Here is a 26,838-nt window from a genome sequence, read left to right as displayed (position 1 = left end):
AAACTATGTCTATTAACAGCACTAAAACTTGGCAATTATTCACTGAAACTGGGACTTTTGGCAAGTGTACGGAGATTTTCACCTGAAGAAGTAACTTTTCACCGTTCAAAAAGCCGCGCCACAGTCGGAAAATCACGAGACTATTCCTCACAACATTTAGCGCACAGGATTTCTAATCCGGCAAAAACGCTTGTGCATCTCAGAAAAATCAAGCCACCCAAGAAAATCGTCTTGTATCTGCATGACTGGCAAGGATATACCCGCCAGCGGAGACGTGGCCGAGTGGTCGAAGGCGCTCCCCTGCTAAGGGAGTAGGCGGGAAACCGTCTCGAGGGTTCGAATCCCTTCGTCTCCGCCACTATCACATTTTGTGGCGTTATCTGAAATTACATAATTCTTTATAACCTCATGTTTTTCTGAAAACACAACTAGCTTCTCATCTATCTAGATTTCCCTCAATAATACTCGTACACTTTCATTGAGTGGTATGTTTTGTGGTATTTTATGTCTGCGCTCAATGGCAAGCTGACAAAGAAGCAAGTAGAGAACCTTGGTCCGGGTCGACATGGCGACGGTTCTGGCCTTTACCTTGTTGTCGATCCATCCGGCGCTCGGCGCTGGATTGTCCGGGTGACTGTCAAAGGACAAAAAAATCGCAAAGGCGTTCCGCTACGCACGGACTTCGGTTTGGGCGGCGCGGATGTTGTCACTCTGAACCAAGCGCGTGAGAGGGCACTCGAATATCGGCGGATGGCGAAAGCCGGGTTGAACCCGCGGTTCAACGCTCAGCGTGAAATCCCGACCTTCGAAGAAATCAGCCGTCAGGTGCACATCGACCGCCTGCCGACGTGGAAGAATGCAAAGCACGGTCAGCAATGGCTCAACACCTTACGCGACTACGCCTTTCCAAAGATCGGGCGCATGCCAGTGGATAGCATTGATCAGCCCGAAGTGCTGATGTGTTTGTCGCCGATTTGGACAACAAAGCATGAAACAGCAAAGCGGCTGGCGCAACGTATCAAAACAGTGCTTGACGTAGCGAAGTCCAAGGGCTTCCGCTCTGGTGAGAACCCAGTAACTGCGATCCGTGAAGGCAAGGTGCTGCCCACCGTCAAGGCCAAGGTGCAGCACCATGATGCGATGCCGTGGCAGGAGGTGCCTGCGTTCTATGCCGAACTACAGACCCGTTCAGCCATGGCGGCCAAGGCGCTGCAGTTCACCATTCTGACTGCATGTCGAACCTCTGAGGTTTTGGAGATGAAATGGCCTGAGGTCGATGTGGACGCACGCCTGTGGACTATACCGGCGGATCGCATGAAAGGCGGACAAGTCCATCGGGTACCTCTCACCAATGAAATGCTGGCCATTCTGGAGCCGCTGCGCGCGCTGGCTTCTGACTATGTGTTTGAGGGACAAAGGCGGCATCAGCCTTTGTCAAACATGTCTATGCTGATGCTGTTGCGCCGGATGAGGAAAGACGGCGTCACCGTTCATGGCTTTCGCAGTTCGTTTCGGGTTTGGGCAACGGAGGCAGCAAACGCGCCGCGTGAACTGTCGGAGGCTGCCTTGTCTCATCAGCTTGGGTCCGATGTGGAGAGAGCATACGCACGATCAGATTTGTTAGAGCGCCGGCGGGAGTTGACGGCAAAATGGTGTGAGTGGGTAAGCTCCAGAGAGGGAACGGGTAATGGAAGACCACGAGTGCTGGACCAAAGCCAACCGCAGTAGCGTCGTGACAAGAACAGAGGTGTCAGAACTGCCAGATGGACACCCTTTACGACCGAAGCCCGAATATTTGACACATCCTTCCGAGGCAGAGCTTCAAGTGGCAGTATCGAAGGGAGATACAATCTGGAGATTATCGGTGTTCTACCGTACTGGTTTTGACGAAGAAAACTCCACAAATTCCCTCCATTTGAGCCAGCAGGCTGCGATTGCGGCGCAAAAGGAATACACGGTAGGTCAACACTTTGACCCAGTTCCGTTTCTAAAGCCTCAGTCCGACAGCTTCGATCCCAACGAGCTTAGTCCTGAAACCTTGATTTCGGTGATGGGGCGAGGCGAAGCGCCATATTCTCTCGTGGACAAGGCGCTCGAAGGCGCTGATGTCTATGATCAGAACCATCGACTAAGTGAGGTTGTACTCACGTGGTTGGGAAAGCGAGGAAAAGCGAGCCTGGAGGAGGAATACGGTGAGAACTGGGGGGCAGTTGCGGCATTGGAATATTGCAATAAACACTTTGATCCGACCTCACTCGCAACTATCGCGGCAAGAGTTTTGGTGGGTGAATTTGTGGCGAAGAGCGATTTCGACGTAGGTTACGCATCTCGGGAATTGGAAGTCTTGTACGGAGGCGCGGAGGCGATCGCCACAAGCGCCACGCAAACAAGAAAGCGGGCAGGCGCAGGCGGAGGAAATACCTCCCGCAAACGGCGACTGGAAAATCTCGAAGCCGTTATGAAAGAGATTGAGAAATTGGCAGGAATTGTTGGTCTAGTCAGAGAAGACCGCATTGTCGAACAAGCATTTGAAAATGCGAAAGCAAGCAAAAGCAACTTTCCTAAGTCTAAAAAATCTGAGGAAGACTATGGCGTAGCCTTGCGCTCCGACGAGCCGTTCAAGTCACGATACGACGCCGTTTTTCGAAAAGACGCTTAAGCGTTTTCCCGTTTTTTGAAGGCGCTTAAGCGTTGGATTTGTCTTGATGACAGCCGAACAAATCTGACCATAATTGGGAGCCATCAATACAACCAAAGAGGTTTGAACGATGGTTAAAATCTTCGACGATGATCGAATATATTCCCCCGAAGATCCTGAGATGCGGATATTTGGCAGTGTCGAGAAACTGGCCCAGTGGCGGTATCATAAGCGTGGACCAGCCTTCATCCGCATAGGACGGCGAATTGGTTATCACGGTACAGACATTAACGCATTTCTGACTGCGCGACGCACCGATCCCAACGGTGAGGACACATAATGGACACCTCCAATCCCAAAATCGGGGCCGGGGTTCCTCACGTGACATCAACTGCGACAACATCCAAAGCAGTTGATCCAGTCTCGGTCGCCACAAGCACAATCACGGAGCAGCAATGTCAGCGAGCTTCGGGCGATCTTAGCAAATCCGCTATGCAGGAAACGGCGGACGATTATGGCAGGGTCATCATACGGCTGTGTCCGCACCATCGCGTAATCATTTGCCGGGATGATCTGCAGTGGATCGTTCAACGGCGAAAAAAAGGAGGCGCAGAACGCCCATGGAGGGCGGTTGGATACTTCCTTACGCGAGACGCCCTAGTCCGATGCTGCGCCAACCTGTGTTCACGCGTTGACCCGCATGCAATGGCCGCCCTTCTTGCTCTGCCCGAACACTTCCGGCGGGGGTGCCAAGATGAGTAGGCAACGCTCTCCAAAGGGCAAACGATCAAATGAGGGGCAATACGTTAATCTGCCCTATGCGATGCTCAAGTCCCCGGCTTGGCGGGCCTTGTCTGGACCTGCGGTGAAGCTCTTGCTGGAGCTTCACACCCGGTTTAACGGCGGCAACAATGGCAAGTTGTATTTGTCATTAAACGAGGCCGCAGAAATCTTGGGATTGGGCAAGGCCACTGTTCAGCGGGCATACAGAGAGTTGCAGGACAAAGGCTTCCTCGTGCTCGAAAAGGAAGGCAGTTGGTATCACCGTCAAGCCCACGAGTGGCGGCTTACCACCAAGTCGACGCAAACCCGGTCCGGCAAGAAGGCCGCTACTAATGACTGGCGCAATTGGCGACCTGAAAAAACAAAACGCGGTTCTGATGCGGGCCCGTCGGCTTCTTCCGTGGTTCCGGTCGAGAACCCATAGGGACATTATGGTTCCTAATCAAAACCCGTCAGGCCGATTTTTGGTCAGTCCTTCGGTTCTGGATCGGTACACTAATAGTAACCACTCTCTGATAGGCGAGACAGACATGAGCCAAGCACAGAAACTAGTCTCCGTTATCCACCAGACCTTGCCCCTGTCGCGATAAACACTGTCTTAAGTCAGGCCGAAACTCTCTTAAGATGGGAAGCCTGAGGACGCAGTAATCAATAAATGAAACAGGCCCGTTTTGCTTTCGAACATCCAGTGAACGTAAGTTCACCAAAAGCTTAGCCGTTGGATGCAGCTTGACCCTTTGACCAAAATTAGCTGGTGAACTTGGGTTCACTCAAGGCGCTAGAGACAGCGGGAATAAACTGCCTTTGAGCATCAGTGGGGAAAACCAGTGAATTCAAGTTCACTGACCTTCACGAGTTCATTTATTGCCAGTGAACGTAAGTTCACCAAATCCACGCGGACAGCACTGATTTGCAATTAGTGAACTCAAGTTCACCGACTTCTCATTCTGGAAGAAGAAAGAAAGCGGACTTTCGTATCGCCTGGAATGAACGACAGCTATGCGGACTTTTCTGCCGGTCGTTGTCGCAGCGAAATCTACCACTGCTCCACGACCATATCTTGGGGTCTGACGCGGCGCCGCAGCACGTTTTCCCGAAACCGGACATTCAAAGGCGTGAAACGGGCTGATATCCAAACCGGCCATTCGCTGCGCCCACGTCCGATGTCTCACATGCGGACGAAGCTGCCGATTGCTGCGGACTCCTTGGACAGCAGGTGAGAAGATTGACCAAGAGATCGAGTGGCCATGCGTCGCTGGTTCATGCTTCAAAAAGGTATCCGGAAAACCTAAATCGCCATCGCCGAGACTTTAGAAGCAATAGGTGGATCATGAGCGCTTGCCGTTTCGTTTTGGCCAAAGCGCTATAATTGGTTTCGTTCGGCTCGTTAGCCGAAGAAAGGGTGCCGACTAGCAGGCAAGAAGTATCGTTGTTCTTTGCGTCAGTGGTCAGGGAGACTGCACCGACGGTCGTTAATGGCCGTCGCATCTCGATAGTCGGCTTGATACGGATCAATGTTCAGATAATTCGGAAAAATTACACTGCGATCGATAGCATTGAATGAAAGGTGCAGCATGACAAATTTATCCAGTGCCAAAAGATCGGTGACTTCCAAGCCCGGATCATCAGTGCACGCATCCAAAAACGTGGCCGAACTTGGGGCAGGATCAAATTTGGCAACCGTCGATAAAGTGACTGATCTGCGCAAATGCTTTGAAAATGGTGAGTTCCCCTATAACGACAAGTTGAGGCGGCGTAGCTACGAGGCGCAGAAAGCCAAGTTGCAGGCGGAATTGCTGAAGGTCCAACTTTGGGCGCAGGAGACTGGCGAGAAATTCGTGCTGATCTTCGAGGGTCGCGATGCTGCTGGCAAGGGCGGCACGATCAAGCGGTTCACCGAGCACCTCAATCCGCGGCATGCCCGTGTGGTGGCTCTAAACAAGCCTACTTGGGAGGAGAAGGGGCAGTGGTTCTTTCAGCGGTACATCGCGCATCTGCCTACCGTAGGCGAAATGGTGTTCTATGACCGCTCTTGGTACAACCGTGCGGGTGTGGAGCGGGTTATGGGCTTCTGCGAGCCATGGGAATACCTTGAATTCATGCGCCAGACCCCTGAACTGGAGAGAATGCTGGTGCGTTCGGGAATTCGGCTCTACAAGTTCTGGTTCTCGGTCACGCGAGACGAACAGCGCCGCCGCTTCGACAGCCGGGCGACCGATCCGCTGAAGCAGTGGAAGCTGAGCCCAATCGACAAGCAGAGCTTGGACAAGTGGGAGGACTACACTGAGGCTAAGGAAGCGATGTTCTTTTACACGGACACAGCCGATGCGCCCTGGACCGTGGTGAAGTCGAATGACAAGAAACGTGCACGGCTAGCCTGCATGCAGCACTTCCTTCACTCGCTGGACTACCAAGGCAAGGATTTGAAGATCGCACATGCACCTGACCCGCTTATTGTCTCAACAGCCCAGCATGTATTGCACGGCACCGACCATATTCTGGGAAAGTCGCTGCACCCGGACGTGCGCAAAAGCTGAACTGCTGAAGGGACTGAGAGTCGAACGCGCCAAACGGTTTGGACGTGTACCAGTTTTCACCCAATGCGGCCGTTGTTTTTGTTAGCAGCGAACTCCCGCTTAGTGCTCTTGCGTGTTTGAAGCAGCTGCCAGCTACCTCATGTCCTACGACTAGAAACCTTCTGTTGGGGCGAGAGCTTCCAGAAAGGCGGCGTGCTCGGCTCAACACGTGTGCAATGTGCGCGAAGCAATGGTTGGGTGAATTCCGCTCAATGTCTTCATTGCGGACAAACCCACCGTTCGGTGCTCAAACAGAATTGACGGCTAAGAATGCTTAAACTAGGCGCTCAAGGGTGTTGGCATCAGGCTCAAAATGGCTACGAAGGCCCTCCTCGCTAGTCCGCCAATTTTCAAAGACAGGAGCAGAGTTCTAGTCAATCTCGCTCAATAGCCACTCCGCCCGTTTTATACTCTCGTGCGCTGTTCCGAGTTTTCGAACTAGTCTGGCTTTCCTGTCAGGATTTTTCTCCACATGAATTTCGGCTTCAAGATCAGTTGCTTTCTTGCGAAGCTTCTTTAGTACCCTTTGAACATGGCTGGATTTAATTTTCTCCGCTTTGCCTGCCTCAAGGCGCGAGTTGTACTCAGCCATTTTTTCGGCAAGTTTTTTCAGTGCCATCTGAATGCCCCCCGCAGACCGTTGCACAATCTCAGCATACTATTTGCTTTCTACGACTTGACTGTGACGTTTTTCGGATTCGTCTTCCTTAGACAGCGCGTCGTTCTCAGTCCCATACTCACCGAGTTCTTCTTCTTCCAAAGCCAACAAACGTTCAACTTCGGCCATAGCGTTGTCTCGTTCGATATAAAAGGTTCTCGCTGCTTCGATCAGCTTACGCATCGCGCTATAGGCGTAGTCCGAATCGTTGAGAAATGAAGTTGCAGCATCGGGAGTGAGTTGGTTTTTTCGAATGAGCTGTTCTACACGGCGCGCAGCGGTCTGTGCGTCTTCTTCTACTTGTGCACGTTCCTGATCAAGCCAGAGTGCACTACGCTCCTCCGGTTCTGCGTCTTCAAGCTTTTGAATCTCGACGAGTATTCTGGCAATTTCAGTACGGAGGTCATCATAAAGTTCGGTTGCACTCCCGGAAAACCGTACAGTGTGGCGCAAGATGTTCTTGCGCAGGTGTTTAACTGACTTAACCGCTTGAACGATGTCGCCTGCCACATCTCTCAGTGCGTAAACTCGTTCTGCCACGTCTGGTTCGACACGTTTTTCCCCAACGCGCGTCGAGAATTCGACAATGGCGGAATAGAGCGTCTTGATCTTGCGTCGGTAACTTTCCTCGATATCCATGTCGGAAGGTGTTCGACTGTTTCGAACAACCTCTGCAACGCTGTTCGCGCCAAAAACATCCTTCCGATGCAGGTTCAAGCCATGCAAGATCAACGTCATCGCGTTTTCGTAGAGATGCATAACTTCCTTTCGAAGTGCGATCTCAAGAGTTTGTGGGAAATCATCGGCCGCATCGTTCAGGTAACGCGGTTGACTGAAATCCGGGGTTGGTTCGACGATACTGCGTTCAAGAAAGGAGATCAGCTCTCGCATCAATGGTAACATGAGCAAGACGCCGAGCACGTTAAAGATGGTATGGAACACCGCCAACTTCAGAGCATAATCTTCCGCGCCGATGCCCACGGCACCACTGATCAGGTCAACCATCTCACGCAGTGGGACTATGAAAACCAAAGCTACCGCCGCAGTGATTGTATTGAAGATCAGGTGCGCCAATGCCAATCGCTTGCCCTGAAAATTGGCGCTGATCGAGCCAATAATCGCCGTAATCGTGGTTCCAATATTAGCCCCGATCGCCAGAGCCAGTGCGTTTTCATAGCTAATTTGTGAAGCAGCAAGCGCGGTGAGAGTAAGCACCATCGTCGCGTGGCTCGACTGCATAATCAAGGTCGCGGCAGTCCCCAATAAACAATAGACCACCAGTCCCCAAAATCCCGGCAGTGCGAATCGCATTAGGTCGACCTGGTCCTTGAACGCGTCGAAACCCTCTTTCATGTAATGAATGCCCAAGAACAGAAATCCCAGTCCACCAAGGGCGTAACCAATGCCACGGAGCACCTTCGGCTTCTGAAATACAAGGATTATGCTAAGGCCGATAATTGGCATGGCGTAAGTTGCGATATTTACCTTCAATCCTAGCCCGGCGACCAACCACGCACCCGTCGTCGTTCCGATATTGGCACCAAAGATTATCCCCACACCACCTATCAGAGAAATAAGGTCAGCACTCAAAAATGAGATCGTGATAACCGAAACCAGTGAGCTGGACTGCAACAACGCAGTAGAGACAAAACCGAATAAGAGCGATCGCGAAACGGACTGTGTCGCTCGCTGAAGCATTCGTTCTAATGTACCGCCTCCAAGTAGCTTGAAGCCGTCTTCAAGCATCAGCATGCCAAACAAAAAAATAGCGATACCAGCTGCAACAATCTGCGCGTCAGGACTTACCCAGAAGGCAATTAGTAGCGCGCCAATTGCGACCGGTAGGTAGTACTTGATCATTCAATCAGTCCAAATTCTGGATCACAAAAACACCGAATGGTGCGGTTATCGACCTGCAGGAAGACCGCACACTAACCTCGACCAATATTCGTATAGCGCCACGGTTCTTAGCCGATATTACATCCCAAACCCGGGCGCTTTCTGACCTCGGTGTTATTATTACCGCAAGGTACATATCTCATTGATTCAAATCATGGCGTAGAAATTCTACTTGCCCAAATTGTTTGAACTGTATTGCTACTTGAGACCGTTGGACCGTGCATGCTGAGAACTGAACGCGTAGAAAAAGCAGTTCGCCTAAACCGCGAAGAACTGTTCCGGTTTGGTACGGCTTTGCTCTTCATCGTCGGCATCATGCTGGTAGCAATGGCCAGATCGGAAGGCGGAACAGACGGAGTGCTCTTGATCGTCGCCGCAATGATCGGTGGGTACATGGCGATGAACATTGGCGCGAACGACGTGGCGAACAATGTTGGCCCCGCCGTCGGGTCCCAAGCAATTACTTTGACCGGCGCTATCCTGATTGCGGCTTTCTTTGAAGCAGGCGGCGCCATGATTGCGGGGGGCGATGTTGTCGGCACAATAAAAAAAGGCATTATCGACCCGGACTTGGTGGCGGACCGAGACACTTTCATCTGGCTGATGACGGCAGCTCTACTCGCGGCAGCGGTGTGGCTGAACTTCGCCACAGCCGTCGGTGCCCCGGTTTCCACAACGCATTCAATCGTCGGTGGCGTACTTGGGGCTGGAATAGCTGCGGCCGGTTGGAGCATAGCGGACTGGTACCAGGTTGGGATGATCGCGGCGAGCTGGATTATTTCTCCCGTACTTGGAGGAGTTATTGCGGCAACTTTCCTTTACATCATCAAACGCACGATCACCTATAAATCGGACGTATTGACTGCGGCCAACCAAATGGTGCCATTACTTGTCGCTGTAATGGCATGGGCCTTTGGCACGTACCTGATGCTCAAAGGTGTAAAGAAGTTGGTGAAGGTCGACTTCCCTACAGCGCTGGTGATTGGCCTGTTGCTTGCAATCGTCGTTTATTTTCTCATTCGTCCGTATGTCGCAAACACGACAAAGCGTCTGGAAAATAAAAAATCAAGCGTGAACGATCTCTTCACCGTTCCGCTTATCTTTGCAGCAGCGCTCCTGAGTTTTGCTCATGGTGCCAATGACGTCGCTAATGCAGTGGGCCCACTGGCGGGTATCAACGAAGCGATCGCCGCCGGTGCCGTGGCCACGAAAGCCTCTATTCCGATATGGGTAATGGCGGTTGGAGCCATAGGCATTTCTCTCGGTCTCGCGCTTTATGGACCCAAATTGATCCGAACCGTAGGAAGCGAGATCACCGAACTTGATAAAATGCGCGCATATTGCATCGCGATGGCGGCGGCGATTACGGTTATTGTCGCCTCACAGCTAGGCTTGCCAGTCAGTTCCACCCATATCGCCGTGGGGGGTGTATTCGGCGTCGGATTCCTTCGCGAATACATCAAGTCCAGCTACGCCCGCATGTTGGACGAAATTAGAGAGCACCACGCCGACCATGACCCAGAAGCGGTTGAAGCATTCCTCGAGAGATTTGAAGCTGCTGACGTCACGACTAAGGGCGAGATATTACGCGATATGAAGGCACAGGCTTCCTCCGACCGTGTCTTGGCTAAGAAAGAACGGAAAGCTCTCGGCAGGGTGCATCGGATCGAATTGGTCAAGCGCACCTTATTGCTCCGAATTGCAGCGGCTTGGGTTATCACGGTCCCTTTAGCAGCTACTCTTGCATCCATGTTCTTTTTTATGATCCGCGGAATGTTGTTGCCCTAGCTATTCCGCAACTGACCCAAAAAGACTACGGCTTCTCGTTTGATCGGCTTCAATCGCCTCGGGCTTTGGTTCTAACTCACAAAAATTTCGACCGTCTGCTCTGGGCTCGAAGGAGACATTCAGTCAATTACGCCCAATGTCTGCAATGCGGACTTTCCGGACACTTGATTATCCAATCTCAGCTTGGCTCCAATCTAAACTTTGGAGGCCCATTCGGACACTACCGCCCAGCCCAATGCGTTGGTCCCGCAACAGCTAACTGCCGAGGTTTGACCCGCCGAAGATGTCGTGCACGACCGAGAGACGGGAGAAGCGCAACACGAGCATCCGGCAAGCATGCCCTTCTGGGCGATGCCCGATACATCAGCAAGCGCGTAAAGCGGTTTTGTTGGCGGATTTATTGTATCCCGGGGTGGCGATAATAACGCGCGGTCGAGATCGAAGTCGTCTGATACGGGGAAAATGTCACCCTCAAGCACAGTCCCCCAGATACCGATGTCTTTTATCTTGTCGGCTTCCACTTCGAACGGGTCTTCATCAAGGATGGTGAAATTCGCCAACTTACCGGGAGCGATAGAGCCGATCTCATCCTCCAATCGAAGGGATTGGGCCGCATCAATGGTAACAGCCCGCAAAGCGTCTTCGACAGATAAGCGGTGTTCAGGACCAGCCACGCGGCCAGATACTGTCGTCCGGTTTACACCAGCCCACACGAGAAACAGCGGTTCACCCGGAGCCATTGGTACGTCTGAGTGGAAAGAAATCGGGGTTCCATTAGCCTTGATTGGGCCAAGGGGCACGATGTCATCTGCACGGTCCGGGCCAAGCCCAAGTTCGCTGTATCGATCTGACAGCGCGGTTACGTAGTATGGATTGCCGCTGACGATGCAGCCCAGCTCAGCGATCCGCTTTGCTTGATCTTCTCTCGCATAACCGAAGTGGACCAGTGTCGTGCGGTGATCGGCTCGCGGCATCCGGCGCATGTTTCGCTCAACAGCGTCCAGGATCAAATCGACGGCAAGGTCGCCGGTCTGGTGAACATGCAACTGGTAGCCTGCCTCCCAGTAGGCATCGAAAACAGGATTGAACTCATCCGGTTGCATGATCCACTCGCCGTGGAAATCGCCGCCTACGTAGGGCTCCGAGACCTGCATGGCCAGACTGTAAACAGCGCCATCGGCGAAGAGTTTCACCTGTTTCGGCATGAATGCCGTCTTGCCTTCACCCCAATCAAGTAGCTTTTCCGTCTCCTCAATCATCGTGCCGTTTTGGAGGTGCAAGGCTGCCAGAGATTTCCCGTCGGGTATGAAATAGGTCCTGAGCGGTGCGTCAGGCCCGGAAAAGACGGCGTTGGTTGCTTCTTGAAGTGGACGTGACAGCACGCCACCCGGTTCCGCAGCAACGGTGACGCCGGCGCGGTGCATATACTCGCGCGCCAGCCTGAGACCGGCGCCCAGACGCTCTGGTGTTGAAAGCACCGGAGCGACTGCGGGAAGAACGGCGAACATGCCTGCCTCGAAGAAATACCCGTCTTCGAAACTCGACTGCTCAAGCGCGAGCCCCGCAAAGCCATTGACGAAGTCTTCGGTGATGCCAAGCAACTGCAATGCCGGAGTATTGAGGATCAACTCGTGTGCAGATCGGTGGACTATAATGATTGGGCGTGTGCTGCTGATCTCGTCGAGTTGCGCGCGCCTGATCTCTCCATGAAAGAAGTGGTGGTACCCCCACGTCAGCAACAAGGCGTCGGGATCATCCATTGCCGCTTCGGCGGCTTGCAAGCGAGACTTATAGTCTGCCTCATCCTCGGCGGCCTTCGAAAAGCCAGTTGGAATGTTCCAATCCTCAATCGATATTATCTCAGAGGTCAGGGTCAATCCGGCGAGGAAAGGATGCACGTGCTGGTCGATCAAGCCCGCAATGATGACTTTGTCGGAGAACCGGTCGTCCTGCCGAAAGGGCTGTGAACCAATCCGGTCAACAAGTGCGTCGCGCGCACCGGCGGCAAGAACACGGTCTCCGACCACGGCAACCGCGTTGATAGCCGGGTCGTTGTCCTCCATCGTGATGACGCGCTGCGCTGTGTAGACAGTGATCTCTGGCAATGTTTGGAGCTGGCTGCCAAAATCCTGCAATGACGAGGCCGCTTGCGTAGACGTGGCTTGAGAAATCGCGATCACCGACGCGCTGCCAAGGATGGTCATTGCTGTGCGGCGGGTAACATTCAATTTGGTCATGGTTTTTTAGTGCTCAGTTAGGCGAAATTTTCCTGAGCCTAACATCGAGATGATCTTAGGTGGAAAGGAAAATTGGTGCCGGCTTTGAATTGAGCGCCAAGTTTCTAAATCAAAATGATGCTCTGATTTAGCGACTGACCCCGACCGCTTTGGGCTCAACTCGGTCACCTGAGTCTTTCTGTCAGATGACCAATAATGGGCGGTTAGCTGACGTTCACGCCGAAATTTTCGAAACTCAAGTCGCGAATGGCTGCTTCTAACAAAAGCAGGCGGTGGCGAAAATTAGTGGAACGACCGAGTTGCGGACAAAGCTGCCATTGATCGCTGAAAGGTCACCGACAACTCCCGGCCCAAAGGAGACATCCAGTGCACCCCTCGGATGCTGCGGCTGCAGCCCGCGTTCCTGCCGTTCGCTGCGCAAGCAAAATCTGGGCTTTGGCGAACTCACGGTAGGCTGGCTTTGCCGTCTTTCGATCTGGAGCCTTCGCTAAAGCAGCATTTGCTCGCGGTCGCGGCATACTTATTGTTGCGTCGCGGCAAGTGGCACCAATCAGGTCATTCGCAGCCGTTTTATTTGCGTTAACGGAAACCGTACCTTCGCCGCAGCTCGGTCGGACGAGCAAGACGCGGGATATGGCAAGCATTGAAACATTGGTTTTTGCTTCGTGTTTGAACTGATTGGAAACGAGACGCAAAATTTGCGTCTTCTTGCTGTTAAACTTTTTTGACGAGCATAATCTTGTTTTTCCGATACGGGACTTAACGCTCCTACCGAACCCGATAGCCGGAAGCTATGATCTTGTTTATCAGAACAGCGGCGGCCTGGTGCATGTCCTTTTTATCGTTATTGCCGACCGCTGTTTCGTGGGCAGCAGCTGCGTCACGCAGAACTCCCACAATCTCATGTTCGGGCAGGAGCTCACGATCTTTAATTGCAAACAAAAGCGCTTCACAAATTGAGAGTGCGGCCATTCCTGAGTGGACTTGCCGGTCAGCCATGGTAGACGTCCTTTTTTAACAGGCGTCCAAGCAAGGAAGCGCCACAATGAATTGCACCATACTGGCATAGATTGCAGTATACTTAACTGGTCGAACGCAGCCTTGGCGACGGATAGTTTCGCGGGCTGCTCACCGATGAAGGAAGAACACTTGCGCGCTATCAAAAACAGTCCACTCACCCGAAAGCTCTCAAACTTCGTCGCTCTGACTGAGGTTGAACTTGCGGTATTGGCACGCCTGCACAAGCGTCGCAGAACCTTTGAAGCCGGATGTGACCTTGTGCATCAAGGGCAATCAGAGCAGGCTGCCTACATTCTGGCCTCGGGCTGGGTTTTTTCCTACAAAACCCAGACTGACGGGTCGCGTCAGATCGTCGATTTCCAAATACCGGGTGACTTTCTGGGCTTGCGAAGCGTTCTGCTGCACACCTCGGATCACAGCATAGAACCTATCATGGAAATCCAAGCCATTGAGGTAGTAGTGGATGATCTCCTGGAAGCATTTGCGCAGACGCCCCGGCTGGCGACAGCAATTCTTTGGACGGTCTCTCGAGATGAAGCGATGGTGGTTGAGCACCTGGTCAACATAGGACGGCGAGATGCGGGTGAGCGCATGGCGCATTTTCTTTTGGAACTTGGTGTGAGGCTGACTCAGGTCGGGATGGCAAACAAGACGGGATACACTTGCCCCCTGACACAATACCACCTTGCCGATGCGCTGGGACTGAGTGCCGTGCATGTTAATCGTGTCCTACGGCAACTGCGGGAGAAGGGGTTGGTTACTTTTCAATCCGGGCAAGTGGCATTTGATGATTATGACGGACTGGTGACGTTGGCCGGTTTTGATCCCACTTATCTGGATCAGGCCGGGCCACTGTTGAAGCAATAGGTTCACCCCTCGGGCGATGCCGGGGTTTTGATGATAGTTGCCTGGTTAGAGACGCCATTCGCTTCGGCAGATTTGGGATTTCACTGAAAAAGAAGCGCAAGATAAATACAGTCCGATTGCGGTACTGGATTTCCTGCGCTTCTCAATTACTCGTTAAGAACACGCCAGCAAATATCCCGCCAACACAAATCAGGTTGCCGGAAACCAAACATCGTTGCACTGACGCAGGTTAGTCAATTTTCTGGCAGTATCTTATCCTCGGATGCCAAATGCATTTGAGATTCCAATAGAATCTCAAGTCATTGGCCGCCGACTAACTTCGATCAGCGCGCGTCTGCCATTTGCACATTATTCTAATTTACAACGCCAGTTCTTCCGCGGCGCTTTCAAGCGTATTCCGCAGCAGACTGCGCGGGGGAGATCCAACAACTATATGGAGGACCAAGGTGACCACGAGATCGTCCAGTTCTTTGGTGACGTTTTCAAATCCGTTCTCTTTGTGCGGCTACCCGGATGAACTTCCTGCAGGCGAGTATGAAGTAATTGTTGAAGAAGAACTATTACAGGGCCTGAGTTTCGAAGCATATCGAAGAACCGGAACCTACCTGACGGTTCAGAGCAAAAGCAGCAAGCCAGGCCGCACAGAAATGCGCCCCATCGACCCAAAAGATCTCGAACTGGCATTTAAGCACGACCAGACGTTGGCCACATCTAACAATGACAGCGATGCGGCGCTTTCCCCGCAGGAGGAATAGATTATGAACACGCCCGAATGGCTTAAACCCGGAATCTACGGTGCCCTGATCGGAGGGATATTCGTCGGCGTCGTTGGATTTTCTTGGGGTGGATGGATGACCGGCAGTAACGCGGACAAGATGGCCAATGCTATTTCCCGCGATAATGTAATCGCTGCGTTGGTTCCTATCTGCGTCGACATGGCTAGAACTGACGCCCAACGCGCCGAAAAAATAACGACGATCAAAGAGGCTTCTACTTTCAAGCGGAAGGATGCCGTTATGGCGGCTGGCTGGGCAACGGTACCGGGATCCCAAACCCCTAACAAAGACCTGGCGCAGGCCTGTATCGAGGGGCTGAACCTGGATGGATCGTAATTCAACAACTCAAATCTCGGACGACGCCGTTTGCACCAGGATAATTCGAAAAAAACAGCACTGGTTTTGCTCTCACTTCATTACTGCGTTGTTTGTTGGCGTTTTCAGCTGCTTGACGGGCTCCTTTATCTCATCAAGTCCCGCATCGGCCGAAACAAACTCTATCCCGGACAACGCGCATCCCAAAAAGTATGGCGACGGTTGGGAATGCGATTTGTCCTATCGGTTGGAAGGCGAAGAATGCGTGGCCATTGCCGTCCCAGCAAATGCCTACCCGACAAACAGAACCTATGGTTCGGGCTGGGCATGTACACATGGCTTTGTTGAAGTTGGTGGCACCTCATGCGTTGAAGTAATTGTGCCTGAGGGCGGATATCTCGATCCATCAGGTGAGAGGTGGCGGTGCCTGCGCGGGTACACAAGGGTAGACGATAGCTGCCAAAAAATCGTGGTGCCGGACAACGCCTACCTTACGAACAGTACCTACGGATCTGTATGGCTTTGCAATCGTGGCTACGAGACAGATGGTGAAGCGTGCGTTGCAATAGCAGTGCCGGATAATGCCTTCCTGAACGCATCAACCCGCGGGCGTCCCTGGACATGCGAGCGCGGGTATTTTGAGCGCGACGGAAGGTGCGATGCAGTCATCGTGCCTGAAAATGCTTTCTACGATGACGCGATCCATGGAGTTGGATGGAAATGCGACCGTGGCTACAAGGCGTCAGGGGATCGCTGCAATGCAATCGAGTTACCAGAAAATGCCCACATCGACCGATCCGGAAATGGGTGGCAATGCCACAAAAACTATCATCGATCAGAAGGGCTGTGTGTTCTGAACCAGTGAGAATTCAGAGAGAAAGCCCACTTTCCCAAACTTCACAATTTTTTCCCGTCCTTACCAAGGACGCGCGTTTCACACTCCAAAAAGGAACAAATATGAAACCCGTACCCATTGCGTCGGATGCCAAGCAGTTCATTGCCAGCGATGCGCAAAAGCTAACACCTGCACAAGCAGTTTTTCCAGAGCTTCACCGCAAGACACTTGTGACAGATACACCGACTGCAATTGTGTATTGCGAAGGAAACTTCGCAAAGATCGATGGCAAGACGGCTAATGGTCTCGTTCGACACTCACAGGCCTATCGCGTTCTTTCGGTGATCGACAGCACGTATGGCGGTTGTGACAGTGGCAAAGTGCTTGATAATGTCGCAAATCAGGTTCCCATCTTCGATGATCTTGATGCCGCCGTCGCTAATGAAGCTACGATCCCCGACACGTTTATTTACGGAATGGCGCCGGCCAGCGGCAGAATGTCCCTTGAGGATCGCGAAGTTGTTGTGGATGCGGTAACGCTCGGAATGAACATCGTCAGTGGGCTGCATGAATTTCTTAGCGATGACAAAGAGCTCGCCGGTTTTGCCAAAATTCACGATGTCACGATACGCGACATTCGCAAGCCGCGGCCCAATCCCGACCTGCGCCTGTTAGATGGCAGTATTGGAGACGTCCAGGCGATCCGCATTGCGGTGTTTGGCACCGATTGTGCAATTGGAAAGCGTACAACCGCGACAATCCTGACAAGTGCCCTAAACGCGCATGGGATCAAAACAGTTTTGGTCGGCACCGGCCAAACAGGTTTGATGCAGGGCGCCAAGTATGGTGTCGCGATGGATTCAGTGCCGCCGCAATTTTGTTGTGGCGAACTTGAGCGCGCTGTCGTTGCGGCATCCGAAGATGAGCGCCCGGAAGTAATAGTGATCGAGGGCCAGGGCGCGCTAAGCCATCCGGCCTTTTGCACATCAGCCTTCATTCTGCGAGGCAGTCAGCCACATGCAGTTATCCTTCAACACGCGCCTAAACGAAAACGTCGATGTGATTTCCCCAACATGACTATGCCCGACCCTTGCGATGAAATCACCCTGATCGAGGCTTTTGCGAACACAGAGGTAATTGGCATGACGATCAACCATGAAGGAATGAATGATGTTGAGATTTCAAAGGCCATCACAGACTACAACTGCAAATTGTATCTCCCGGTCACTGACGCATTGAACCGTCCTCCAAAAAACTTGGTGAATATGGTTCTATCTGCCTTTCCGCGCTTGCAACCCGTACGTGCTACGACGATTGAATGAGCAAGCTGCGTATCGACGTTGATCTGGACAAAATTCGGTACAACACACGGTTCCTGGTCGACCACCTTAGACCCCGCGGAATTACGGTGACAGGTGTGACAAAAGCCGTTTGCGGTCATCCTGAGATTGCGAATGCTATGCTTGAAGGTGGCGCGACAGGGCTGGCGGACGCTCGGATCAGCAATATCATGCGTATGCGCGATGCTGGAATCTCGTGCTCTATATCCTTGATCCGAACGCCCATGCTGAGCCAGGTCGCGCAAGTCCTTGATAACTGCGATGTCAGCTTCAACACTGAGATGGACATTATCGCCAGCCTGGCCATCGAGGCGCTGGGGAAGAACATTACTCACAATATTATCTTGATGGTGGAAATGGGGGATATGCGGGATGGCATCTTGCCTGAACACCTTGAAAGCACTGTGTCTCAAATTCTTAGAATGGAAGGGATTTCTCTGAAGGGGATTGGCGCAAATTTTGCCTGTCTGGGTCATGTGGCACCCTCTGCAGGAGCAATGGAATTGCTTTCGTCGCTTGCCGCCGACACCGAACTTGCAAGTGGACCCGCTCTGGAAACAGTGTCAGGCGGCGGCTCTGCCAGTTTGCTATGGGCGCTTGGCAAGGGGGCGACCGGAAAGATCAACAACCTGCGTCTGGGTGAGGCCATCCTGCTGGGTACCGATCCCGTTTCGGGGTACGCGATCGACGGGCTTTACACAGATGTTTTTACGCTTTGGGCGGAAGTGATCGAAACGAAGACCAAATCAAATCCAAATCCCTTGCAAATGATTTATCCTATACCTTCAATGCAGTGTGTGACTTTAGAAAGTCCTTCGAATACTCGGTCGATCCTTGCGATTGGACTCCAGGACACTGATGCGGCGGGTCTAATATTCCCTGCTGGCGTCACGTTCGTCGGAGCCACCAGTGATCATATCGTTGTTGAAAACACCAATTGTCTGCTTCGCCCTGGTGGCGAGGTGAAGCTGAAATTGAACTATAGTGCGCTCTCGCGCGGCATGGCTGCACCCGATGTAGCAAAGGTCTTCCGTGCTGCTAGCGCATTGGCAGAATGCACCGCTGCGAACAATGATCGCCCATATTCGAAGTGAAGGTAGCGCACCAAGATCGTCGCCGATTAAACCCAAACTTCAGTCTACCGACTTATTCTACAGCTTTACGTAGTAAATTGGGCCACCAATACCTATATTGGTGGTATCCGCATTCACTTTTCACACCCCATCTGGGCTCGTGGGTGGTGCGGACAATCAAAGGATCAAAATGATGTCTTTCAAAGACCTGACGACCAGAGCGGCTGCCGCACTGAAGGAAAACGATGCGGACGCGTCAAAAAAAGAAGTGACGTCGAAAGGGCAGAACACCGTCCCCGAAAAACCAAAGCCTAAACCTCAAAACTGATAATACCCTGCCGGGAGCGGGTGGCTTGTTCTTGTTTACATCTCCGAGCGAGCGGTATCAGCAAAGGAGAACTACCCAAATGAACCAACTAATCAGCAAGACAATCGCACTCTTTTCCAGGCCGTTTACTTTCCCTGGCTTTGACGAATTACTCCCGGCGGGCGAATACGACATAGAAACTGAGCTTTCCGCACCACCAGATTATTTGGATCCAGAAGCCTGGAAAGCATCAGTGCTAATCTTTCTGCATCCACGGAAATCTCACCCCGGTCTGGCGCGTACCTTGACCGTTTCTCTTACTGATATGGAGAGAGCCCGCGCAAAGGATAAATTGTCTTCAAAGCAGTTGTCGCAATTCCTGCTCGACCAACTCTTGGCCGATCCGATGGTGCAACTGATCATGGAAGCTGACGGTGTGTCTGAGAATCAACTTCGGCACCTCTACTCGGAGTCGCTCATCTCTGAGGCAGACGACAGATCATCAGATCAACGAGCCCTACCGCAAGGATGCGGAAACGGTTCTCGGTATACTTTCGCTGTCCAAGCTGCTGAGAACGAAGGAATGCCGGTTCGTCCTAATAAAACCCCTCGGATTACAGGCCGTCCCATCGGACAGTCTGAACTAGGCAGCTCCTTCAATCTCAAGGCTTAGGGCTCGGAACATTCTTTTCCAGTCGCCGTATAAACCAAAACAGAAATCGAGGCTAAGAACTGATGGAAGACTCCGACAACGAAGCAGATACGATCATGGCTCGCGCCCACAATGACGTGCCGCAAGAACGCCCGTGTCTTCGTTGCAGAACTCCATTCTGGAGCGAAGGGTTCGGAGAGCGAATTTGTCGACGCTGCAAGGGGTTGAACGCGTGGCGAAATGGCGTATCGGAAAGCCCTGGGTTTGCTCGGCGTCGCTGATGTACTGACATGTAGTGGTTCCGATGTGATCTGACAGTTGGCCGTTTTTCCTGTGGTGTATGCCAGATTAAGTTTGGTTCCGGATATTTTGCTTCCTGATCTCTTTGCTCTCGATCATGGTCTGGAAGGGTATTCTTCTGCAACACATTTTGCCCTGATGAGTGTGCTCTTGGTTGTAGTGGTGCAGCCATTCTTCCAGATCGGCTTGCAGCGAAATCTGCGCCGCGAGCGCACGCAAAACGATTATGCTATGTCCGAGTTGGACTCGGAGTTGCCATGCGGTCGTGCGGCGAGATGCTCGGTTTCAGGCCATTCTGAACGTCCGCTCTCACTGTCCTGGCACCATCTCATCGCACTGGCGGCGAATGGCCGGATCCCGCCCATTGCGGAGGATGCTTCGCCAAGAAGCAAGGTCCAGTTTGGGCTCAAGGCGGTCATCTGAGCGTTTTTGTCGGATGTCCGCTTTGAGGTGGATAGCAGACCGAATTTTTCGAAGCGCCAAGCAGATTTGTTCCGGTCTTGTGGCTCTCTTTCTGATCTGGTATTTTAGAACAAATAAAGAACATATGTTGGCGTAGAACTGAAAACTCACCGAGGAGTAACTACTAGGGTTAACTATTTATCAATGAATTAACCCGTCTATGGGTGCATCCTATGGGGATAATAAATGCCTGGTCCAAAACCGCACGAACTTTGGATTGAGAACGACGAACCGCCATTCTTGGTTGTCTATCAAGCCTATTTCGGGACCGGCAACAATGGGAACCGCAAGGCCCGTGCAATTGCCATACTGGGTCGCTTGAAAAGGGGAACATGGCATTGCCGCCGATGTGCGGATCAGTTACCAGATTACGTCCGGGCTGATACCCTGTATTGCTCTGAGGGGTGCAGAAAACGCGCTGCTCGAGAGCGGAGGAAAGCTAGGCAGAGCCGCCTCGGTGTAATGCCCTGAATTTCAAAGAGTAAGCGTTGCCGCACGTGATACCTCAACGTTTCTTCGCGAAATTGAAACTTACTGTGGTATTTTATGTGGTACATTTATTATCGATTTTGTTTTTAATTAAATATTTCAGATTTTTACAGTATAAGTTCGAATCCCTTCGTCTCCGCCATACATCATTGAGTTTAAATGATATTTTTGACTCTAGTTGCGATACCCGCCAAAAAGTCCGCCATCCCAAATGCGCTTGGTTGCCACCTCATGCAACGGGTGAATCAGCTATGCCCAACTGCAATCCACTGGCCGCTTCGTACAACCGGACCTTCTAAGTGCAGCGACAAAGCTTCGCAAGAAATGGAGGCCAAATCTGCTCATTGTCGAAACGGTTGGTGCAGGTCGCGGTGTGTACGATCATCTGCGCCGTCAGGCCAGGGAATGTGTAAGGTCACATAATCCAAAACTCGCTAAAGATGAGCGGATGTCCATTCAGTCTCCAAAGATCGAACGGGGGGCAAGTCAGGTTGCCAGCATCTGCACCATGTAAAGAAGCCTTTCTGGCCGAAGTCGCTGCCTTCCCTAATGGCAAACACGATGATCAGGTCGATAGCATGTCGCAGGCACTGCTCGCTCTCGAAAAAAACTTGCACGAGTTGCGTCATTGTTCCCGCTACAAAGGGAAATTGGGCAGAGTTCTGTGACATCGGCAAACCTCATCGTGTGACTTGAAAAGCGACCAAGCTATGACTGCTATCCGCCCCAAAGCAGCCGTTGAACCTAGGTTTGCGCGCTGCACTGCAGCTCGCCACGGCCTTTAACCCTCACCAAAAATTCATTCTTGGTTGAAACGCGCTTGAAATTGCCGATCACTGGTGGCTAAGGGTCTATTCTTATCAGCGCCTAAGCTTTTGCGGCTGCGCGCATCATATCTGCAGCCTTCTCCGCAATCATTATGACGGGTGATGCAGTGTTCCCCGATGTGATGCGTGGCATTATGGAAGCATCCACCACTCTCAGACCAACAACACCCCTGACGCGCAAGTCCGGCGTCACAACCGACTGAGGATCCGACCCCATTCGACAAGTGCCCACAGGGTGGAATATTGTCGTGGCAATGTCTCCAATGGCGTGCAGCATGTCGGCATCGCTTTCAACCTGCCGCCCTGGAAGCATTTCTTCGGCTGAATAGGGCGCGAGCGCCTTGGCAGTCATGATTTCACGTGCCTGCCGAACCGAAGCCAGCGCGACCTGTTTGTCGCCATGCGTCGAGAGGTAATTCGGCTTGATCTCTGGCTGGGTAGACGGGTCCGGGCTGGTGGCGTGGCACGTACCCAGACTTTGCGGTCGCAGATTGCAGACCGACATCGTGATAGCTGGGAACGGGTGTAGCGGGTCGCCCAGGCGATCCGTCGAGAGCGGCTGCACGTGATATTCCAGATCTGGCGTTGCGAGCGATGGGTCAGACTTGGTGAACATTCCGAACTGACTGGGTGCCATGGACAGCGGCCCCGAACGTTTCAGCGCGTATTCCAATCCCATCTGCGCCTTGCCCCACAGGGAGTTCGCCTGCGTATTCAAAGTTTTCGCATTCTGTACCTTGTAGACAGTGCGGATTTGCAGGTGATCCTGAAGATTTTCGCCTACGTTTTGCGACTCCACCAAAGGCGTTAGTCCAAGAGCCGAGATGCGATCAGGTTGGCCTATTCCGGAAAGCTCCAGCAGTTTTGGCGTGTTGATCGCACCTGAAGCCACGACAATCTCTCCGTCGCAACGGACGAGCTGGGTCTGCCCACCTTTGGTAAAGCGGACACCTGAAGCGCGGCCTTCTTCCAGCACCAGCGCGTCAACCTGCGCCCCGGTCAGCACGCGCAGATTGTTGCGACCCATTGCCGGACGCAGAAAACCTTTTGCCGTGGTCCAGCGGACACCGCCGGACTGGTTGACCTCAAAGAAGCCCGAGCCTTCGTTGCTGCCATCGTTGAAATCGGCACAGGGTTCGATCCCGAATTCGCGTGCGCCTTCCTGCACGGCACGCAGGATTTCCCACTCCAAGCGCTGCGGCTGTACCTTCCATTCGCCACCAGATTTATGGATGTCGTTATCGCCGGCGTGGTGATCCTCGGAGCGTTGAAAGTAGGGCAGTACGTCGTCCCAACCCCAGCCGGGATTTCCGAGTTGCCGCCAACCATCGTAATCTGCCGCCTGCCCGCGCATGTAAATCATGCCGTTGACTGCCGTGCAGCCGCCCAGCACCTTGCCGCGCGGGTAGACCAATGCGCGTCCATTCAGGCCAGACTCTTCAGCGGTTTTCATCATCCAGTCCGTGCGCGGATTGCCGATGCAATAGAGGTATCCAATAGGGATATGCACCCAGTGATAGTTGTCCCGCCCGCCGGCCTCCAACAGCAAAACGCGTTTCATGGCGTCGGCGCTGAGTCGGTTCGCCAATACGCAACCCGCGGTGCCAGCTCCGATGATGATATAGTCGTACCGCCCGTCGAGCGTCGTCTCAGCCATGATCTGCGGCCTCAGAAAGTAATTGTCAGTTTGCCGATCATAGCACCGGTTTCGATTATTCGATGCGCGTTTTTGAGCGTTTCCACTGAGAGCCCTTGAAGCGACTTCGTTGCCGTGCACGCGATTATGCCGTCATCCACCATACGCGCCATCCGGGAAAGGATTGCGCCCTGACGGGCCATGTCCTGCGTGCCGAACATGGAACGCGTGAACATCAATTCCCACATAAAGCCGACGGATTTGCCCTGCAGTGCGCAGAGGTCGAGTTTCTCGGGGGTTTCCGCAATCGAGCTGATACGACCTTGCGGAGCGATCAGGTCGCACATCGCATCCCAATGCAGATCGAGGCCGTTGTAATGAGCAATGTAATCGACGAATTCACGCCCGTTTGCGCGTGTGTTGGCGACCAGGTCGCGGTGGTCGACGATCTCATGTGCACCCATCTTGCGGCACCAGTCGGCGCTGTCATCGCGTGAGGCGGTGGCGATCGCCTCGTGCCCAGTCAGTTTGCGCAAAAGCTGCAACGTGATGGAGCCGACGCCACCTGCTCCACCGATGACAAGCACTGAAGCACGGGTCTCGTCCTGCCGGACTTGCAAGCGGTCAAAGAGTACTTCCCACGCGGTCAGCGTAACCAGCGGCAGCGAGGCCGCGGCTGTTGGGCTGACCGAGGTCGGCGCGAGTGATGCAATGCGATGATCCACGGCCTGCAATTCGGCATTAGACCCATCGCGACCGGCATCACCCGCGTACCAGACGCGGTCACCTTTTTTGAAGCCGGTCACATCCGGGCCCACAGCCTCTACGGTTCCCACTGCGTCATAACCAAGGATCATTGGCGCCTCCAACGCCTCGTCTGGCGCGGTGCGGATGCGGCGCTTTGCGTCAGCGGGGTTGACCGAGATCGCCTCCACTGCGACCAGCAGGTCGGCCGGACGTAACTCAGGGTCGGGCAAGTTAAATTCGATCAGGCTGTCGGCATGATCAACGGGCAAGGAATTGAGGAAGCCAACGGCCTTCATGGGTCATTTCTCCGATTGCAAACGGGACCAGAACCCGCGCAGAGCGGCAGTCAGGTCCAGATAAATGTCATAGCGGCGGTCATAGTGCGATTTCATGGCCGGGTTTGGCGCGAGTTTGGCGAACGGGCGGGTCATCAGGGCGATTGCCGCGTCGTAGTTCGCCACATGGCCCGTAGCGATGGCGGCACCCATCGCCGCGCCCAACGCGCCGGTTTCGCGGGCCTCACCCACTGTGATCGGCACAGCCAAGCTGTCTGCAAACATCTGGGGCCAATGCGGACTGCGGGACCCACCACCCGACAGGATCGCGCGATCGAAACTGACGCCGGCGTTTCGCAATGCCTCAATGTGTCGGCGATGTTCGAACATGATGCCTTCGAAGAGGGCGCGAAGAACGTGGCCTTCACCGTGCCATCCCGCAAAGCCATAGAAGCCTGCGCGATGGTCTGCTCCCTGTCCCGAGCCATAGAGGAATGGGTGGAAGAAAGGATCATCGCCGGTGGGTACGACCGCGCCCACTTTGGAATTCACATATCTAAACGGGTCGTCGTGGTGTTGACCGCGTTCGACAAACTCTCGCACGTACCATTCCAGATTGGCTGCAGAGGTTGCAGAGGCTTCAATGTTCACGAAACAGCTTGGCCCGAAAGCTGAGACCATGAAGACACCCGGATCGACCACAGGCGCAGCGGAAAAAACCTGATTGATGCTCCAGCTGCCCGCGATGATGGACGCATCGCCAGGGCGTCCCGCGCCTGAGCCCAACGCAGAGGACACCACGTCGAAGAAGCCTGCAATGACTGGCGTTCCAGCCAGTAGCCCGGTTGCGGCGGCAGCGTCCGCGGTCACATGGCCTGCGATGTCGCACGGCGCCAGCAGGCGCGGCAGCAGAAGTTTCGCGTCGCTGAGGTCGTAAAGTTCGAGGAGTTCGTCGGCATAGACGGCGTCGGGCATGCGGGTCAGGCCGCAGCCAGACATGTCAGAGATGTCGCTGACCCGCTCTCCTGTCAGGTGGTATGTGATGAAATCTTTGCAAAGCAGCAGCGTACCCGCCCTTTTGTAGATTTCGGGTTGGTTTTGTTTGACCCAAGCCAGCAACGTGGGCGTTTGCGACGGCCACGGCTTTTGCAAACACAGCGCATGGAGGTGGCTGCCATGGGCGGCTGTTAAATCGCTGGCCACTCCGGCGGCGCGGCTGTCTAGCGATTGAATGCCCAGCAAGGGAGCACCGGATTTGTCCAGGAGATAGAGCCCGTTGCCGTGACCGGCACAGCCCACGCCCGCAATAAGGACGGCATCGATTCCGGCATCTGCAATACAGCCGCGGATCACCTCCTGCGCGTTGCGCCACAGTTCACCAAGGTCACGTTCCACGTGTCCCGGCGCCGGTGTCGAGGATTGCCCGTCAAGTGCTCGCATCGCCACTTGATGACCCGCGCCGTCGAACAACACCGCCTTTATGACGGTATTGCCTGCGTCTAACCCAAGAAAATAGGTCTTAGACACTGTTATAAATCTCCCACGCTTCCTCACCCCCAGCGCCCTTGTGGATCAACGCCATCAGAGCGGCGACCACCGCACGCGGGTTATCGTGCTGATAGACATTGCGGCCATAGACCATTCCTTGCGCGCCTTGCGCCATGAGTGCCGCGGATTTCATCAAAACGTTTTTCAGATCTTCCTTGCCACCGCCGCGAACAAGGACAGGGACGCGTGCGGCCTCGACCACGCGATGGAAGTCCTCCGCATTTTCTGTGGGGTCGGCCTTGATGATATCGGCGCCCATTTCTGAGGCCAGACGCACCAGTGTCACGATTTTCTCCGCATTACCGTCAACTTGATAACCACCGCGCACATCATTGGATAACATCACCAACGGCTCAATCATCAAAGGCATGCCGTATTTCGAGCAGGCGGCACGGACGCGCGAGATGTTCTCAACGCATTGACGAAAAAGCTCCGGCTCGTCGGGCAGCATGAAAAGGTTCACGACCACAGCCGCAGCATCCATTTCAAGCGCGCCGATAATCGGTTCGTCGGCGTTTTGCAGCATCGACCACATCACCCGGTGGCGCGTGTCATTGTAAGGGTTACCCATGTCGATGCGCATCACCAAAGCGGGTTTGTCTTTCTCGGGGCGCGATTGCAACAGATCCGCCTGTCCGTAGGCACATTGGACCGCGTCGGGTTTGGCATTGATGAGCGTATCCATTACGGCGGCCATGTCTTCGAGCCCCACCATGAAAGAGGGCTCGTTGCAGACACCGTGATCCACCGCCACATCAAGGCAACCGCCATTGGTGAACATCCGGTTCAT

23 protein-coding genes, 1 tRNA gene and 1 pseudogene are annotated in these 26,838 nt (G+C 53.5%); 16 read left to right on the top strand and 9 right to left on the bottom strand.

Annotation, left to right across the window (positions count from 1 at the left end; all coding sequences use genetic code 11):
- Positions 1-268 precede the first annotated feature (268 nt).
- The 8 genes from GOV45_RS04385 to ppk2 all read left to right on the top strand — a co-directional run bounded on the left by GOV45_RS04385 (position 269) and on the right by ppk2 (position 5,958).
- Positions 269-358: transfer RNA gene (locus tag GOV45_RS04385), tRNA-Ser, on the top strand.
- Positions 359-504: 146 nt separating this feature from the next.
- The gene (locus GOV45_RS04380) at positions 505-1,728 is read left to right on the top strand and encodes a tyrosine-type recombinase/integrase (RefSeq protein ID WP_170474685.1); all 1,224 of its coding nucleotides are present in this window, start codon (positions 505-507) and stop codon (positions 1,726-1,728) included.
- Complete coding sequence (locus GOV45_RS04375) at positions 1,688-2,659, top strand: hypothetical protein (RefSeq protein ID WP_170474683.1); 972 nt, start codon at positions 1,688-1,690, stop codon at positions 2,657-2,659. Before GOV45_RS04380 ends, GOV45_RS04375 begins: the two co-directional genes overlap by 41 nt.
- 109 nt (positions 2,660-2,768) lie before the next feature.
- Positions 2,769-2,978 carry a MerR family transcriptional regulator gene (locus GOV45_RS04370; protein WP_170474680.1) on the top strand — a complete coding sequence of 70 codons (210 nt, stop codon included), beginning with the start codon at positions 2,769-2,771 and terminating at the stop codon, positions 2,976-2,978.
- Entirely contained in the window at positions 2,978-3,400 is a 423-nt protein-coding gene (locus tag GOV45_RS04365) for a hypothetical protein (protein ID WP_170474678.1), read from the top strand. The genes GOV45_RS04370 and GOV45_RS04365 overlap by 1 nt, the downstream gene beginning before the upstream one ends.
- A complete protein-coding gene (locus tag GOV45_RS04360; protein WP_170474676.1) occupies positions 3,393-3,845 on the top strand; it encodes a helix-turn-helix domain-containing protein in 453 nt (150 codons plus the stop codon). Before GOV45_RS04365 ends, GOV45_RS04360 begins: the two co-directional genes overlap by 8 nt.
- 562 nt (positions 3,846-4,407) lie before the next feature.
- The gene (locus GOV45_RS04355; protein WP_170474673.1) at positions 4,408-4,641 is read left to right on the top strand and encodes a hypothetical protein; all 234 of its coding nucleotides are present in this window, start codon (positions 4,408-4,410) and stop codon (positions 4,639-4,641) included.
- A gap of 453 nt (positions 4,642-5,094) precedes the next feature.
- Positions 5,095-5,958, top strand: a complete 864-nt coding sequence (ppk2, locus tag GOV45_RS04350) for a polyphosphate kinase 2 (RefSeq protein WP_254447895.1) — start codon at positions 5,095-5,097, stop codon at positions 5,956-5,958.
- 409 nt (positions 5,959-6,367) lie between these two features.
- Here ppk2 and GOV45_RS04345 read toward each other — a convergent pair whose 3' ends face one another.
- Both GOV45_RS04345 and GOV45_RS04340 read right to left on the bottom strand, forming a co-directional pair.
- Complete coding sequence (locus tag GOV45_RS04345) at positions 6,368-6,616, bottom strand: hypothetical protein (RefSeq protein WP_170474667.1); 249 nt, start codon at positions 6,614-6,616, stop codon at positions 6,368-6,370.
- A gap of 39 nt (positions 6,617-6,655) precedes the next feature.
- The gene (locus GOV45_RS04340) at positions 6,656-8,515 is read right to left on the bottom strand and encodes a Na/Pi cotransporter family protein (RefSeq protein ID WP_170474665.1); all 1,860 of its coding nucleotides are present in this window, start codon (positions 8,513-8,515) and stop codon (positions 6,656-6,658) included.
- Between the two features lie 261 nt (positions 8,516-8,776).
- Between GOV45_RS04340 and GOV45_RS04335 the strand changes: the two genes are divergently transcribed.
- Positions 8,777-10,342 carry an inorganic phosphate transporter gene (locus tag GOV45_RS04335; RefSeq protein ID WP_170474662.1) on the top strand — a complete coding sequence of 522 codons (1,566 nt, stop codon included), beginning with the start codon at positions 8,777-8,779 and terminating at the stop codon, positions 10,340-10,342.
- 194 nt (positions 10,343-10,536) lie between these two features.
- Here the strand turns inward: GOV45_RS04335 and GOV45_RS04330 are convergent, their stop codons facing one another.
- Both GOV45_RS04330 and GOV45_RS04325 read right to left on the bottom strand, forming a co-directional pair.
- Positions 10,537-12,579, bottom strand: coding sequence for an amidohydrolase (locus tag GOV45_RS04330; RefSeq protein ID WP_254447894.1), 2,043 nt, complete (start codon positions 12,577-12,579; stop codon positions 10,537-10,539).
- A gap of 768 nt (positions 12,580-13,347) precedes the next feature.
- Positions 13,348-13,578 carry a hypothetical protein gene (locus GOV45_RS04325; protein WP_170474659.1) on the bottom strand — a complete coding sequence of 77 codons (231 nt, stop codon included), beginning with the start codon at positions 13,576-13,578 and terminating at the stop codon, positions 13,348-13,350.
- Positions 13,579-13,713: 135 nt separating this feature from the next.
- Between GOV45_RS04325 and GOV45_RS04320 the strand changes: the two genes are divergently transcribed.
- From GOV45_RS04320 to GOV45_RS04290, 7 genes are all read left to right on the top strand, one after another.
- Positions 13,714-14,466, top strand: coding sequence for a Crp/Fnr family transcriptional regulator (locus tag GOV45_RS04320; protein ID WP_170474656.1), 753 nt, complete (start codon positions 13,714-13,716; stop codon positions 14,464-14,466).
- Between the two features lie 446 nt (positions 14,467-14,912).
- A complete protein-coding gene (locus tag GOV45_RS04315; protein WP_170474653.1) occupies positions 14,913-15,221 on the top strand; it encodes a hypothetical protein in 309 nt (102 codons plus the stop codon).
- A 3-nt stretch (positions 15,222-15,224) separates the two neighbouring features.
- Positions 15,225-15,578, top strand: a complete 354-nt coding sequence (locus GOV45_RS04310) for a hypothetical protein (RefSeq protein ID WP_170474650.1) — start codon at positions 15,225-15,227, stop codon at positions 15,576-15,578.
- Positions 15,579-15,690: 112 nt separating this feature from the next.
- Entirely contained in the window at positions 15,691-16,422 is a 732-nt protein-coding gene (locus tag GOV45_RS04305; protein ID WP_254444629.1) for a hypothetical protein, read from the top strand.
- Between the two features lie 92 nt (positions 16,423-16,514).
- Positions 16,515-17,714, top strand: coding sequence for a DUF1611 domain-containing protein (locus GOV45_RS04300; RefSeq protein ID WP_170474644.1), 1,200 nt, complete (start codon positions 16,515-16,517; stop codon positions 17,712-17,714).
- Complete coding sequence (locus GOV45_RS04295; RefSeq protein ID WP_170474641.1) at positions 17,711-18,826, top strand: alanine/ornithine racemase family PLP-dependent enzyme; 1,116 nt, start codon at positions 17,711-17,713, stop codon at positions 18,824-18,826. Before GOV45_RS04300 ends, GOV45_RS04295 begins: the two co-directional genes overlap by 4 nt.
- 386 nt (positions 18,827-19,212) lie before the next feature.
- Positions 19,213-19,785, top strand: coding sequence for a hypothetical protein (locus GOV45_RS04290; protein WP_170474638.1), 573 nt, complete (start codon positions 19,213-19,215; stop codon positions 19,783-19,785).
- Positions 19,786-20,112: 327 nt separating this feature from the next.
- Here GOV45_RS04290 and GOV45_RS23220 read toward each other — a convergent pair.
- The 5 genes and pseudogenes from GOV45_RS23220 to GOV45_RS04265 form a co-directional block, all read right to left on the bottom strand.
- A pseudogene (locus GOV45_RS23220) lies at positions 20,113-20,259 on the bottom strand (IS481 family transposase); the annotation flags it as partial.
- 1,623 nt (positions 20,260-21,882) lie between these two features.
- Positions 21,883-23,499 (bottom strand): GMC family oxidoreductase, encoded by a 1,617-nt coding sequence (locus GOV45_RS04280; protein ID WP_170474633.1) that lies wholly within the window; start codon positions 23,497-23,499, stop codon positions 21,883-21,885.
- 11 nt (positions 23,500-23,510) lie between these two features.
- Entirely contained in the window at positions 23,511-24,521 is a 1,011-nt protein-coding gene (locus GOV45_RS04275; protein ID WP_170474630.1) for a zinc-binding alcohol dehydrogenase family protein, read from the bottom strand.
- A 3-nt stretch (positions 24,522-24,524) separates the two neighbouring features.
- Entirely contained in the window at positions 24,525-26,027 is a 1,503-nt protein-coding gene (locus tag GOV45_RS04270) for an FGGY-family carbohydrate kinase (RefSeq protein ID WP_367648650.1), read from the bottom strand.
- Positions 26,020-26,838 carry a class I fructose-bisphosphate aldolase gene (locus GOV45_RS04265; protein WP_254447893.1) on the bottom strand — a complete coding sequence of 273 codons (819 nt, stop codon included), beginning with the start codon at positions 26,836-26,838 and terminating at the stop codon, positions 26,020-26,022. Before GOV45_RS04265 ends, GOV45_RS04270 begins: the two co-directional genes overlap by 8 nt.

It is taken from the genome of Ruegeria arenilitoris (genome assembly GCF_013035425.1).
Classification (GTDB): domain Bacteria; phylum Pseudomonadota; class Alphaproteobacteria; order Rhodobacterales; family Rhodobacteraceae; genus Ruegeria; species Ruegeria arenilitoris_A.
Note: the sequence above shows the minus strand (reverse complement) of the source record. Positions and strands in the feature narration are given on the sequence as shown.